We start from the raw sequence: 13,523 nt of genomic DNA on the forward strand, positions 1-13,523 counted from the left end.
AATTTGAGGTAAGCCCCTGCCTCTGCTATCCTTTTTTAATTATCACGCGGAGCAGGATGTGAAGCTCAAATTCTCGAAAATGCATGGCCTGGGCAACGATTTCGTTGTCCTGGACGGCATCCGTCAGGCGGTCGCCCTGACCCCGGAGCAGTTGCGCTATCTGGCGGATCGCCATTTCGGCGTCGGTTGCGACCAGATTCTGCTGGTCGAAAAAGCCAGCCAGGCGGGGGTCGATTTTCGCTACCGGATTTTCAATGCCGATGGCAGCGAGGTCGAGCAGTGCGGCAATGGCGCGCGTTGCTTCGTGCGTTTCGTGCATGAGCAGGGCCTGACCGACAAGCGCGAAATCCGCGTCGAAACGCTGAAGGGCATTATTGCGCCGCGTCTTGAAGGCGACGGCAAGGTCACGGTCGACATGGGGATTCCGCGCTTTTTGCCGAACCAGATTCCCTTCCTGCATGACGAGGACGTCGTCATCTATAACCTCGATGTGGCCGATGAATCGCTGGAAATCAGCGTTGTCTCGATGGGCAATCCGCATGCCGTGCAGGTCGTGGCCAGCGTCGACACGGCGCCGGTCGGCGAGCATGGCCCGCTGATCGAGAACCACGAACGATTCCCGCAGCGGGTGAACGCCGGCTTCATGCAGGTCGTCGACCGCCATGCCATCAAGTTGCGGGTATACGAGCGCGGTTCGGGCGAGACGCTGGCCTGTGGCACGGGCGCTTGCGCCGCCGTGGTTGCCGGCATCCGCCGTGGCCTGCTCGATTCGCCGGTGCGCGTCACGACGCGCGGCGGCGATCTGAATATTGCCTGGGGCGGCGTTGACCGCCCGGTTTTGATGACCGGTCCGGCGATGACGGTCTTCTCTGGAGAGATTGAATTATGAGCGCCCTGTTTCCCGAAGATGTCGCGGATTACCTGAAGAACAATCCGGGTTTCTTCGAGCAATACGCCGACCTGATGGCGCAGATTTTCCTGCCGCATCCGCATGGCGGCCGGGCGGTGTCGCTGGCCGAGCGCCAGATGCTGACCCTGCGCGAAAAAAACCGGCAGACCGAAAGCAAACTGGCCGAACTGATCGCCTTCGGCGAAGAGAACGACGCGATCAGCGAAAAGGTGCATCGCCTGTCGGTCGCCCTGATCGCTGCCGAGACGTTCCAGGCGGTGATTCATCTGCTCAACTTTCACCTGCGCGACGACTTTTCCGTGCCGCATGTCGCCTTGCGCCTGTGGCACAAGCCGGCCGGGATCGACGACCTGCCGGAATTCGCCGCGGTCAGCGAGGAGTTGCAGGTCTTTGCCGAAACGCTGGGTCGACCGTACTGTGGCTCGACGGCAGGCTTCGGCACGGCCTCGTGGTTTGGCGAACATGCCGGGCATATCCGTTCGCAGGCCTTGATTGCACTGCGCAACGGCGGCGGCACGATCGGCATGATTGCGCTGGGCAGCGAGGAAGCGCAGCGCTTCTACGCCGACATGGGTACCTTGTACCTGGAGCGGATCGGTGAAATGGTTTCCGCGGCGCTGGCCCGGGTGACCAAGAGCGTGCTCTAAGCCGGTGAGCACGGCGAGCGCGGCGCTGGCTGCCTATCTGGCCGAACTGGCCGAGCAGCGCCGACTGTCGCCGCATACCGTCAGCAATTACCGGCGCGATCTGGAAAAATTGCTGGCCGCGGCCGGGGAAACCCCGCTGGGCCAACTGCAGGTGCACCAGATTCGCCGCTATGTCGCCCAGTTGCACGGCCAGGGCCTGTCAGGGCGTAGTCTGGCCCGGACGCTGTCGGCCTGGCGCGGCTTCTTTGCCTGGCTGGGCGAGCATGGTGCGGTACCGGCCAATCCCTGCGAAGGCGTCCGTTCGCCGAAGGCGCCGCGGCTGTTGCCGAAAGCACTGGCTGTCGATGAGGCGGCACGATTGCTCGAGCCAGTCGACGGCGACGATCTCCGGTTGGCCGCTCGTGATATGGCCATTTTCGAATTGTTTTATTCCTCCGGTTTGCGGCTGGCCGAACTGGCGGCGCTCGATTGCGATGCGCTGGACAGCGTCCTCCATGAAGGCGAGCTACGCGTTCTCGGCAAGCGCAGCAAGGCCCGGCTGGTGCCGGTCGGCCGCATGGCGCGGCAGGCGCTGGCGGCCTGGGCCGAAGTGCGCGGCGAACTGGCGGCGGCGGACGAGTCGGCGCTGTTCGTCGGCCAGCGCGGCCGCCGGCTGAGCCATCGGATGATCCAGTTGCGCCTGAGTCGACAGGCGGTGCTGGCCGGCTTGCCGCGCCACGTCCATCCGCACATGCTGCGCCACTCCTTTGCCTCGCACGTGCTGCAGTCCTCCGGCGATCTGCGCGCCGTGCAGGAAATGCTCGGCCATGCCAGCATCGCTTCGACGCAGGTTTATACCCATCTCGATTTCCAGCATCTGGCCAAGGTTTACGATACGGCGCATCCGCGGGCCAAGCGCAAGTAGGCGGCCGCAGCGGGGGTTTTGCCGAAATTGCTGCGGTCGACCACTGAAAAAGCCGTAAAATCAGGCTTCAATTGACCTTTTGTTCACCAAGCACTATGATTGGCGGTTTCGAAAAATCGCCGGAATCAAGGAGTTAGTCATGGCAATCAACCGTAACCGCCGTTCTTCCCTGGAACGCCGCTGCGTTTCCAAGTCCACCAAGCGCCTGTTCAAGGGCGATGGCAAGACCATGTTCAAGGTCATCTACGCTGCCGAATGCCACGCGCGTAACCGCAAGGCCCTGGGCGCTTAAGCTGCTGACAGTATTTCAAGCCCCGGTCGCCGCAAGGTGACCGGGGCTTCTTTCATTTGAGGTCGAGAAAACATGGCTCAGCTGATTTTGCTGCCGGGTAAGGAGCGCTCCGCGTTCAAACAGCACCATCCGTGGGTGTTCGCCGGTTCGGTCGGGCGCCTGGAAGGGCGTGCCCGGCCGGGTGATACGGTCGAGGTGCTGGCCGATAACCTGCGCCCGCTGGGGCGCGCCGCCTACAGCCCGAAATCGCAGATCCGCGCCCGTTTCTGGACCTTCGATGCCGACGAATCGATCGATGACGCCTTCTTCAAGCGCCGGGTCGGCGCCGCCGTGGCGCGCCGCCAGGCGTTGCCCGAACTGCGCGGCCAGCAGGGCCTGCGCCTGATCCACGCCGAGTCGGATGGCCTGCCCGGCGTCATCGCCGACCAGTATGGGGACACCATCGTCATCCAGCTGACCTCGGCCGGCGCCGACAAGTGGCGCAATGCCATCGTCGCCGGCCTGGTCAAGGCGACCGGTTGCGCCCGCATCTATGAGCGTTCCGATTCCGACGTGCGCGGCCTCGAAGGCCTCGAGCCGACGACCGGCTGGTTGTACGGCACGGCGCCCGAGGCGCCGCTGAGCATCGAGGAAAACGGCGTCAGGCTGGCGGTCGACGTGGTCGGCGGGCACAAAACCGGTTTCTATCTCGACCAGCGCGACAACCGCGCGCTGCTCGGCCAACTGGCGGCTGGCAAGGACGTCCTGAACTGCTTCTGCTATACCGCCGGTTTCTCGCTGCAGGCCCTGGCCGGCGGTGCGGCCAGCGTGCTGTCGATCGACTCCTCGGGCCCGGCGCTGGCCCAGGGCCAGGCCAATCTGGCGCTCAATCCGCAATTGCCGGCCGAGCGGGCCCTGTGGCAGGAGGCCGATGTTTTCCAGGCGCTGCGCGACTTCAAGAAGGAAGGCCGCCTGTTCGACCTGATCGTCCTCGACCCGCCCAAGTTCGCGCCCTCGGCCTCGCATGCCGAGCGCGCGGCGCGCGCCTACAAGGACATCAACGTCTTCGGCTTCAAGCTGCTGAAACCGGGCGGCTTGCTGATGACCTATTCCTGTTCCGGCGGTATCGGCCTCGAACTGTTCCAGAAGATCGTTGCCGGCGCGGCGCACGACGCTGGCCGCGAGGCGCGCATTGTCCGCCGGCTGGCCGGAGCGGCCGATCATCCGGTAGCGTTGAACTTCTCCGAAGGTGAATATCTCAAAGGCCTGCTCGTCCAGGTCGATTAAACTCTCGTCGTGAATCCCTTGCGCCACCTCCTGCTCGTCGTCGTTCTCCTCTTCGCCCAACTGGCGGCGGGGGCGCACGCGGTCGAGCATGCGGCGGGCAACGAGGGTGTCCTGCCGACCCATGTCTGCGAGCTGTGCCTGGCGGCGCATGATCTCGCTTCGGCCTTGCCGTCCGTGCTGGCACTGCCGCCGGTACTGGCGGCGCACGATCGTCCGGTTGCGCTGCCTCGCGGCGGGCGCAGCGCCTTGCCGCCGCCGCTGGCCCGCCAGGGCGCCCCGCCTCAATCCTGAAAATCGCCCCTTTTTGACTGTCGACCGCAGCCCACGGGTATTCCCCATGGGCGGTCGACGCAGCGCATTTTTCAGGAGAATTCCATGCACAAGCCATTTGCTGTGGCTGCCCTGCTGGCCGCCTCATGCGGCGCCCAGGCAGCGACCGATAACGACCTGGCGGCCATCCGCGGCCAGATCGACGAAATGAAGAAGTCCTACGAGCAGCGCATTGCCGCCCTCGAACAGAAGTTGGTCCAGGCCGAGGCGCAGGCCAAGAGCAGCCCGCCGCCGGTGCCGCCGGCGCCGGCCCCGGTGGCCGAGAGCCGTCCGGTCGCTGCGGCGACGCCGGCCAGCGGCTTCAACCCCGAGGTTTCGCTGATCCTGCAGGGTCAGTACAAGGACATGAAGAATGTCGCCGAGCGCGGCATCACCGGCTTTGTTCCGGCCGGCGGCCACGATCATGGCAGCGGTACGATCGAGGGCATCAACAAGCGCGGTTTCTCGCTCGATCACACCGAACTGGTCTTTGCCGCCAATATCGATCCCTACTGGCGTGGCCAGGCGATCATCGCCGCCCTCGATGGCCAGGCCGAGGTCGAGGAGGCCTGGTTCCAGTCGCTCGGCATCGGCCAGGGCATCGGCCTGAAGGCCGGCCGTTTCCGTTCCGGGATCGGCTATCTGAACGAGCAGCACCCGCACATGTGGGATTTCGCCGATGCGCCACTGATGTATCAGGCGATGTTCGGCACCGAAGGCGGCTACGCGCAGGATGGCGTGCAACTGAAATGGCTGGCGCCGACGCCGGTCTTCCTCGAATTCGGTGCCGAGTTTGGGCGCGGTGCCAATTTCCCGGGTTCCGATCGCAACAAGAACGGCAGCGGGGCGGGGGCGCTGTTTGCCCACGTTGGTGACGATCTCGGCATCGCCCATAGCTGGCGGGCCGGGCTGTCCTATCTGAAGACCTCGGCCCGCGAGCGCGAGGCGCATTTCGAGGATACGGTGAATGGGGTCGAGGCGCTGAGCAAGTTCACCGGCGATTCGACGACCTGGCTGGCCGATTTCGTCTGGAAATGGGCGCCGAACGGCAATCCGAAATACCAGAACTTCAAGTTCCAGAGCGAGTACTTCCTGCGTAGCGAAAAGGGCGACCTGAGTTGCGGCGAAGCCGAAGCCGGCGTCGCCGTTTCCTGTCAGGACATCACAAGCGGCTACCGGACCCGGCAGTCCGGTTGGTATACCCAGGGGGTCTATCAATTCACGCCGAACTGGCGGGCCGGCCTGCGTTACGAGCAACTCGACAGCGGCACGCGCGATCTGGGGGAAAATGGCAACTACCTTGCGGTCGACCACTACAAACCGAAGAAAACCACGGCGATGATCGATTACAGCTGGAGCGAGTTCTCGCGCCTCCGCCTGCAGTTTGCCCAGGACAAGTCGATGCAGGGCATTACCGACAATCAGGTCACCATGCAGTACATCATGAGCCTCGGGGCGCATGGTGCGCACAAGTTCTAGGAGACGGCGATGAGCAAACTGTTCCCCACGCTGTTGCTGACGCTGGCTTCGCTGCCGGCCTGGGCCAATCTCAACGTCTTTGCCACGGTGCCGGAATGGGCCAGCCTGGCCCGGGAAATCGGCGGCGACAAGGTGCGCGTCTATAGCGCCACCAATGCCTTCCAGGACCCGCACCGGATCGAGGCCAAGCCCTCGCTGCTGGCGCAGGCCCGGCAGGCCAACCTGGTGGTGGCGGCCGGTGCCGATCTGGAAATCGGCTGGCTACCGCTGGTCTTGCGCGATTCGGGCAATGCGGCCATCCAGGCCGGACGGCCGGGCTACTTCGAGGCGGCCAATTTCGTCAGCCGGCTGGAAGTGCCGACCTCCGTCGACCGCGCCCAGGGCGATATCCATGCCGCCGGCAATCCGCATCTCCATCTCGATCCGCGCAATGTCCTGAAGGTCGGTGAAGCACTGGCCGGCCGCATGGCCGAGCTCGATGCAGCCAATGCCGCGGCCTACCAGGCCGGCTACAAGAGCTTTGCCGGCAAATGGCAGGCCGCCATGGCGCGTTGGGAGAAGGAAGCGGCGCCCTTGCGCGGCGTGCCGGTGCTGGTCCATCACGCCTCCTTCCTTTACCTGGCCAACTGGCTGGGCCTGAAAGAGGTCGGTACGCTCGAGCCGAAGCCGGGTATCGAGCCGACCAGCGGCCACCTGAGTAGCCTGCTGGCGCGGCAGCAGACGCTGCCGGCGAAGATGGTGCTGCGCACCGCCTACAACCCGGATGGGCCGAGCCAATGGATTGCCGGCAAAACCGGCCTGCCGGCGGTGCTGCTGCCCTATACGGTGGGCGGGACGGCGGAGGCGAAAGACCTGTTCGGTCTGTTCGACGATACCGTGCAGCGCTTGCTGAAAGGCTTGCGTTGACGTCCTTGCTCCAGGTCGAGGCATTGGTCGCCGGCTGGCAGCAGCCGGCGACGCCGCCCGTCAATCTCAGCCTGGCGGCCGGTGAAATCATCGGCCTGACCGGGCCGAACGGCGTCGGCAAAAGCACCGTGCTGGCCGCCCTGGCCGGCCGGGCGCAGGTCTTTGCCGGCCGCATCGTGCGTCAGCCGGGCCTGCGCCTGGCTCTGCAGACGCAGGATGTGCCGCCGGTGGACGGCCTGCCGCTGTCCGGGCGCGAACTGTTGCTACTGACCGGGGCCAGCCCACAGGGGCTGCCGCCCTGGCTGATTGATCGCCTCGACCAGCGCCTCGATCGCCTGTCCGGCGGCCAGCGCCACTACCTGGCCTTGTGGGCCATCCTGCACGCGCCGGCCGACCTGGTCCTGCTCGATGAACCGACCAATAACCTCGATGCCGCCGGTGTCCAGCATTTGACGGCGCATTTGCACGACCGGGCCCGGGCTGGGGCCGGCATCGTCGTCGTCAGCCATGATGCCGCCTTTGTCGAGGCGGCCTGCGACCGTGTCCTGCGACTGGAGGCCGGCGATGGCGAATGAGCTGTTCCTGATTCCCTTCCTGACCGGGCTGTGCCTGGCTATTTTGCTGCCCCTGCTCGGCGCCTACCTGCGCCTGCGCGATGAATGGCTGGCCGCGCTGGCCTATTCGCATGTGGCAGCGGCGGGTGCCTTGCTCGCTCTGGTCGGCGGCTTTGTCCCCGCCGTCGGGGGCGTCGCGGCCGCTGCTCTGGCCGGAGCCGGTAAACGTCTGTTTGCCGGCCGGCTGAGCGGCGGCGCCAGCTACGCGTTATTGCTGCTCGGCGGCTGGGCGGTTGCTGTGCTGCTGGCAGCCAACCAGCCGATGGCGGAGCGCCTCGGCCATGCCCTGTTTGATGGCCAGCTCTATTTCGCCGGTCCGGCGCAACTGTGGCTGGCGGCGGCAGGCGGCCTGCTCTCCCTGATCGTCTTGCGCCGGCTGGCCAAAAACCTGTTGCTGGCCCACGTTTATCCCGATTTTTTCCGCATTCGCGGCCTGCGCGCCTGGCCGACGCAGAGCGGTTTCGATCTGCTGGCCGCGCTGTGCCTGGCGCTGGCGACGATGAACCTCGGTGTGATGGGCGCTTTTGCGCTGGTGTTCATCCCGCCCTGGCTGGCTTTCCGGCGCGCCAGGAACTGGCGGGCCGGCCTCTGGCTGACGCTACTGATCGGTGTCTTCGGTTATGTCCTGGCCTTTGGCATCGCGCTTGGCCTGGATCAACCCTTCGGCCCGGTGCTCGCTCTGCTGTTGATCGTCATCGGTCTGGTCATTGCATGACGCATTAGGGCATGCTAAAACACGCTCTCAGTATGTGGAGTGGTCATGGTTTTTTCCTTTTTCAAGAAGCAGCCTGAAAAAATGCCGGAGCGCCAGGCAGCGCGGCCGCGTGCCCCGGCCGTCCGGCTGCCCGAGATGCCGCCGCCGGTACAGCCGGTTGAAGAGGTGATCCCGCTCGCCGAGCCGCTGCCCGATCTTGAATTCACGCTGGACGACCAGCCCGCTATCGCGCCCGGCTCCGCAAAGGCGCTCGCCGTCCAGGATGATTCGGGCTTCGACATGGACGAATTCGACCGTGATTTCACCGAGTCGAGCGTCATGGCGATCGACGTCGGTCACGACCTCGATCCGCTGCAGGGCGATATCGAGCAAGCCGTCGTCCTCTTTGCCAACGGTCAGGATGCCGCCGCTCGTTCTTTGCTGGAAACCTTCATTCGCACCTACCCGGGGCAGGAGGGGCTGCGTTTCTGGCTGCTGCTCTTCGATCTGCTGCAAGTGGTCGGTGATCAGGCCGGTTTTGAAAAGCTCGGCGTCGAATTCGCCGAGGCCTGCGAAACCTCGCCGCCGACCTGGCGCGAACCGGCGCCGGTGGTGCGCAACAGCGAAAACGGCGTCAAGCTTTTTTCGCTGCAGGGCGTGTTGACCGCCGAGGGCCTGCAACCGCTCGATGAGTTGCGCAATATGCTGGCTGCCAAACAGCCGGCGCTGATTGATTGCGGCAAGCTGATCGGCTGCGACGACGAAGTCGCCGGCCAGTTCGTCGAACTGCTCAGCCAGGCCCGGCGGCGCGGTGTGGCGCTGACCCTGGAGCGGGCCGAGGCCTTCATGGGGCGGCTGAACGATCGTTTGCAGGCGGGCGATCCGGTACATGGTGCATCCTGGCAACTGTTGCTCGAATTGCTGCAGCGCCTCGGGCCGCAAGAGGCTTTCGAGGAGCGCGCAGTCGATTACGCAGTGACCTTCGAATTGTCGCCGCCCTCCTGGGAAGTGCAGCCGGTCAGCAAGTCGCCGCTGCCGGCGGTGACCCGGGCGGCCGATGCCTATTACCTGGCCGGCGACCTGAAGAGTTCGCGTTTTGAAGAGCTGGTCGCCGTCATCGAGCAGCACGAGTCGCCGATCCTCGATTTTTCGGCGGTTCGCCGGATGGATTTTTTCTCGGCCGGGCAACTGGTCAATCGCCTGGCGCCCTACAAGGCGGCCGGGCGCGACATCATCATTCGCAGCCCGAATCATCTGGTTGCGGAACTGATGGCCGTTGTCGGCCTCAATAAACAGGCACGCATCATCGTTCCCAAGTCTTAAGAGTCAGGAAAAAACATGGAGCAATATCACGGCACGACCATCCTGTCGGTGCGCCGGGGAAGTTCCGTCGCCATGGCCGGCGACGGCCAGGTCACGCTCGGCAATGTGGTTATCAAGGCGACGGCGCGCAAGGTGCGCCGGCTGTACCAGGGGCGCATCCTGGCCGGCTTTGCCGGCGGTACGGCGGACGCCTTCACGCTGTTCGAACGTTTCGAGGCCAAGCTCGACAAGCACCAGGGCAACCTGATGCGTTCGGCCGTCGAACTGGCCAAGGACTGGCGTTCCGACCGCGCCCTGCGCCGGCTGGAAGCGATGCTGTCGGTGGCCGACAAGGAAGTCTCGCTGATCATCACCGGCAACGGCGACGTGCTCGAGCCGGAGCAGGGCATCGTCGCCATCGGCTCGGGCGGTTCCTACGCCCAGAGCGCGGCGCGCGCCCTGCTGGAAAATACCGAGCTGTCGCCGCGCGACATCGTCACCAAGTCGCTGGAAATCGCCGGCGATATCTGTATCTATACCAACCGCAATTTCACGATCGAGGCCCTCGAATGACCGCGATGACGCCGCAGGAAATCGTTTCCGAACTGGACAAGCACATCGTTGGCCAGAACAACGCCAAGAAATCGGTCGCCATCGCGCTGCGCAACCGCTGGCGGCGGGCCCAGGTCGCCGAGCCGCTGCGCCAGGAAATCACCCCGAAGAACATCCTGATGATCGGCCCGACCGGCGTCGGCAAGACCGAAATCGCCCGCCGCCTGGCCCGCCTGGCCAACGCGCCCTTCATCAAGATCGAGGCGACCAAGTTCACCGAAGTCGGCTATGTCGGCCGCGATGTCGAGACCATCATCCGCGATCTGGTTGAAATGGCCATCAAGTCTCACCGCGAACGGGCGATGAAGGGCATGCGGGCTCGCGCCGAGGATGCCGCCGAGGATCGCATCCTCGACGTGCTGCTGCCGCCTGCGCGCAGCCCGGGCTTTTTTGCCGAAAATAGCGAGTCGACCGCCGGGGACAACACGACCCGGCAGAAATTTCGCAAGAAACTGCGCGAAGGCGAACTCGACGACAAGGAAATCGACATCGACGTCGCGGCGCCGAGCATGCAGGCCGAAATCTTCGCACCACCGGGCATGGAGGAACTGACCCAGCAGATCCAGGGCATGTTCCAGAACATGGGCGGCGGCAAGAAGAAGTCGCGCAAGCTTAAAATTCCCGAAGCGCTCAAGCTGCTTACCGACGAGGAAGCGGCCAAGCTGGTCAATGATGAGGAGGTCAAGCTGGAGGCGGTGAAGGCCGTCGAGCAGAACGGCATCGTCTTCCTCGACGAGCTGGACAAGATCGCCAGCCGTTCCGACAGCCACGGTGCCGACGTCTCGCGCCAGGGCGTGCAGCGCGACCTGCTGCCGCTGGTCGAAGGGACGACCGTGTCGACCAAGTACGGCATGATCAAGACCGACCACATCCTGTTCATCGCTTCCGGCGCTTTCCATCTGTCGAAGCCGTCCGACCTGATTCCGGAACTGCAGGGTCGTTTCCCAATCCGCGTCGAACTGGATTCGCTGTCGGTCGCCGATTTCGAGTGCATCCTGACCCAGACCGATGCCTGCCTGACCCGTCAGTACCAGGCGTTGCTCGAAACCGAAGGGGTGACGCTGGAATTTGCCGAGGACGGTATCAAGCGGCTGGCCGAGATCGCCTATCAGGTCAATGAAAAGACCGAGAACATCGGGGCGCGCCGCTTGCACACCGTGATGGAAAAACTGCTCGAGGAGATTTCCTTCGAGGCTGGCAAGGCCGGGCCGCAGAGCATCGTCATCGACGCCGCCGCCGTCAATCAGCGGCTGGGCGAACTGGCTGCCGACGAAGACCTGTCGCGTTACGTGCTGTAAGTCGTCGCTGTAATCGGCGGGCGCATGGGGGTATTCCCGATTGCGCCCGCTTTGCTTTTTCTCGCACAATCCTGCCACTCCACCGCCACGCCGCGAGGTACCCCGCTTGGCCGATACCAGTCTGACCCTGCGCCTCGCCGCCATCCTCTTCCCGATCTTCGGCATCGTCGCCGCCGGCTATTTCTACGCCCGCCACCACAAGCCGGAAATGGCGGTGGCCAACCGGCTGAACATGGATGTCTTCGTGCCGGCCCTGGTCTTTGCGGCGATGGCCGGCAAGTCCTTCGACCTGACTGCCTACGCACCGCTGGCGCTGGGTGGTTTCATCGTGTTGGCGACCTGCGGCCTGCTCGCCTGGCCGATTGCACGACTGATCGGCAGTCAGCCGAAGACGCTGGCGCCGCCGATGATGTTCAACAACTCCGGCAACATTGGCCTGCCGCTCGCTGTGCTGGCTTGGGGTGAGGAAGCGCTGCCGGCGGCGGTGATCCTGTTCATGGTCGAAAACACGCTGCATTTCTCGTTCGGGGCACGCTTGCTCGACCCGAATACCCGCTTGCTGACCTTGTGGCGGGTACCGGTGGTTTTTGCCGCCATCGCCGGGTTGACCGTAGCCGTCCTCAAAATCCCGATCTGGTCGCCGCTGGTCATCGCCATCAAGATGCTGGGCGACGTGTCGGTGCCGCTGCTGCTTTTTTCACTTGGCGTGCGGATGACCGATGTCTCGTTCCGGGAATGGAAAGTGGCGACCGGCAGCGCCATCCTGCGCCCGCTGGCCGGCATGCTGATCGCCGCCGGCGTCATCCAGCTGCTCGGTCTTCACGGGCGCGAGGCGGCGATGCTGCTGGTGTTCGGCGCCTTGCCGCCGGCCGTGCTCAACTTCCTGTTTGCCGAGCGCTACAAGCAGGAGCCGCAGCGGGTAGCCTCGATCGTGCTGATCGGCAATCTGGCGGCGCTGGTTTTCCTGCCGCTGGCGCTGGTTCTGGTGCTTTAAGCCAGGGCTTCAGGAGAGCCGGCCCATCTGCCGGCGGTCGCGCTTGGTCGGCCGGCCATGCAGGTCGGCGGCTGGGTCGGCCTGGTACTTGCGCATTTCCTTCTGCGTTTCGCGAGCGACGATGCTGTCCGCCGTTTCCTCGTAGAGCAGCCGGGCTTCCGGGGCCGGGCCGCGCTTCTCGGAGAGCGCTTTCACCGTCACCGCCCAGCGCACCTCGCCGTTGCTGATTTCGAGCTTGTCATCGACCTTGACCTCGCGGGCTGCCTTGACCCGGTTGCCATCGACTTGCACCTTGCCGCCGTTGATCGCGTCGGTGGCCAGGCTGCGCGTCTTGAAAAAGCGCGCCGCCCATAGCCATTTATCGAGCCGCATGGCGACGGGCCAGGAAGTTTTCGACCAGCGAATAGACGGCCGGTACGACGACCAGCGTCAGCAGGGTCGAGGAGATCATGCCGCCGATGACGGCGACCGACAGCGGCTGGTTGGTCTCGGCCCCGGCGCCGAGGCCGAGTGCGGCCGGCAGCAGCGCGAGGATGACGGTGGCCGAGGTCATCAGCACCGGCCGCATGCGGATCGGGCAGGCGTTGCTCAGCGCTTGGTCGATGCCCATGCCGCCTTCGCGACGCTGGTTGGTCAGGTCGACGAGCAGGATTGAGTTCTTGGCGACGAGGCCGATCAGCAGCACGAGGCCGATCATCGAGTAGATATTCAGCGTCTGCCCGGTCGCCCACAGCGCGGCGACGCCGCCGATGATGGCGAGCGGCTGGGCGAGCATGACGATGAGCGGCTGCAGGAAGGAGTCGAACTGGCTGGCCAGCACCATGTAGAGCAGGACCATGGCCAGGATGAAGGCAAAGGCCATGTACTTGGTGGTCTTGCCGAATTCCTCCGCCTGGCCGATCAGCTTGACCTGGTAACCGGGCGGCAGGTCGGCGGTCAGCGCGCGCAGCTTGCCGACGGCTTCGCCGAGCGGGATGTTCGGCGTCGCGTAGAAGGTCGCCGAATACTGCAGGTCGAAGCGGCCGATCACGGCCGGGCCGAGCGTTTCCTTGAAGCTGGCCACCGAGTCGAGACGAACCAGCTGGCCGGTCTTGTTGCGCAGGTAGATTTTGCCGAGGTCGGCCGGCTGGGTGAATTCGCCGGCGCGGCCCTTGACCCGGATGTCGTAGCGCTGGCCGTCGCCCGGCTCGTCGTTGTACTTGGCGATGTCGATGCCGCCGGTCAGCATGTTGATGGCGCCGGCAACATCGCTGGTCGTCAGGCCGGCAGCGGCGATGCGCAGGCGATCGGGCTGGA

General features: G+C 64.7%; 16 protein-coding genes. 14 read left to right on the forward strand and 2 right to left on the reverse strand.

What is annotated here, in order from left to right:
* The first annotated feature begins 58 nt into the window (after window positions 1–58).
* From dapF to AT959_RS11755, 14 genes are all read left to right on the forward strand, one after another.
* Window positions 59–889, forward strand: a complete 831-nt coding sequence (gene dapF, locus AT959_RS11695) for a diaminopimelate epimerase (RefSeq protein WP_066883287.1) — start codon at window positions 59–61, stop codon at window positions 887–889.
* Entirely contained in the window at window positions 886–1,557 is a 672-nt protein-coding gene (locus AT959_RS11700; RefSeq protein ID WP_066883289.1) for a DUF484 family protein, read from the forward strand. Before dapF ends, AT959_RS11700 begins: the two co-directional genes overlap by 4 nt.
* Before the next feature lie 4 nt (window positions 1,558–1,561).
* Window positions 1,562–2,461: a tyrosine recombinase XerC gene (gene xerC / locus AT959_RS11705; RefSeq protein WP_066883292.1), complete on the forward strand. Its 900-nt coding sequence runs from the start codon at window positions 1,562–1,564 to the stop codon at window positions 2,459–2,461.
* A 139-nt stretch (window positions 2,462–2,600) separates the two neighbouring features.
* The gene (locus AT959_RS21395) at window positions 2,601–2,753 is read left to right on the forward strand and encodes a hypothetical protein (protein ID WP_169795468.1); all 153 of its coding nucleotides are present in this window, start codon (window positions 2,601–2,603) and stop codon (window positions 2,751–2,753) included.
* Window positions 2,754–2,825: 72 nt separating this feature from the next.
* Entirely contained in the window at window positions 2,826–4,019 is a 1,194-nt protein-coding gene (locus AT959_RS11710; protein WP_066883294.1) for a class I SAM-dependent rRNA methyltransferase, read from the forward strand.
* Between the two features lie 18 nt (window positions 4,020–4,037).
* Window positions 4,038–4,310: a hypothetical protein gene (locus AT959_RS11715; RefSeq protein WP_066883296.1), complete on the forward strand. Its 273-nt coding sequence runs from the start codon at window positions 4,038–4,040 to the stop codon at window positions 4,308–4,310.
* Window positions 4,311–4,394: 84 nt separating this feature from the next.
* Window positions 4,395–5,807, forward strand: coding sequence for a TonB-dependent receptor (locus AT959_RS11720; protein WP_066883298.1), 1,413 nt, complete (start codon window positions 4,395–4,397; stop codon window positions 5,805–5,807).
* A 9-nt stretch (window positions 5,808–5,816) separates the two neighbouring features.
* Window positions 5,817–6,713 (forward strand): metal ABC transporter substrate-binding protein, encoded by an 897-nt coding sequence (locus AT959_RS11725; RefSeq protein ID WP_066883300.1) that lies wholly within the window; start codon window positions 5,817–5,819, stop codon window positions 6,711–6,713.
* Window positions 6,710–7,288: an ATP-binding cassette domain-containing protein gene (locus AT959_RS11730; protein WP_240481813.1), complete on the forward strand. Its 579-nt coding sequence runs from the start codon at window positions 6,710–6,712 to the stop codon at window positions 7,286–7,288. The genes AT959_RS11725 and AT959_RS11730 overlap by 4 nt, the downstream gene beginning before the upstream one ends.
* A complete protein-coding gene (locus tag AT959_RS11735) occupies window positions 7,278–8,042 on the forward strand; it encodes a metal ABC transporter permease (RefSeq protein WP_066883302.1) in 765 nt (254 codons plus the stop codon). The genes AT959_RS11730 and AT959_RS11735 overlap by 11 nt, the downstream gene beginning before the upstream one ends.
* A 45-nt stretch (window positions 8,043–8,087) precedes the next feature.
* Window positions 8,088–9,344 carry an STAS domain-containing protein gene (locus AT959_RS11740; RefSeq protein WP_066883303.1) on the forward strand — a complete coding sequence of 419 codons (1,257 nt, stop codon included), beginning with the start codon at window positions 8,088–8,090 and terminating at the stop codon, window positions 9,342–9,344.
* Between the two features lie 15 nt (window positions 9,345–9,359).
* Window positions 9,360–9,896, forward strand: coding sequence for an ATP-dependent protease subunit HslV (hslV, locus tag AT959_RS11745; RefSeq protein ID WP_066883305.1), 537 nt, complete (start codon window positions 9,360–9,362; stop codon window positions 9,894–9,896).
* The gene (hslU, locus tag AT959_RS11750; RefSeq protein ID WP_066883307.1) at window positions 9,893–11,233 is read left to right on the forward strand and encodes an ATP-dependent protease ATPase subunit HslU; all 1,341 of its coding nucleotides are present in this window, start codon (window positions 9,893–9,895) and stop codon (window positions 11,231–11,233) included. Before hslV ends, hslU begins: the two co-directional genes overlap by 4 nt.
* A gap of 106 nt (window positions 11,234–11,339) precedes the next feature.
* Window positions 11,340–12,227, forward strand: coding sequence for an AEC family transporter (locus AT959_RS11755; protein WP_240481814.1), 888 nt, complete (start codon window positions 11,340–11,342; stop codon window positions 12,225–12,227).
* Window positions 12,228–12,236: 9 nt separating this feature from the next.
* On the opposite strand, the gene AT959_RS11760 is transcribed toward AT959_RS11755, so the two are convergent.
* Both AT959_RS11760 and AT959_RS11765 read right to left on the reverse strand, forming a co-directional pair.
* Window positions 12,237–12,599 (reverse strand): RNA-binding S4 domain-containing protein, encoded by a 363-nt coding sequence (locus AT959_RS11760; protein WP_066883309.1) that lies wholly within the window; start codon window positions 12,597–12,599, stop codon window positions 12,237–12,239.
* On the reverse strand, window positions 12,586–13,523 hold a 938-nt coding region (locus AT959_RS11765), incomplete at its 5' end, for an efflux RND transporter permease subunit (protein WP_205629904.1). The genes AT959_RS11760 and AT959_RS11765, both read right to left, overlap by 14 nt.

It is taken from the genome of Dechloromonas denitrificans (assembly GCF_001551835.1).
GTDB classification, from domain to species: Bacteria; Pseudomonadota; Gammaproteobacteria; order Burkholderiales; family Rhodocyclaceae; genus Azonexus; species Azonexus denitrificans.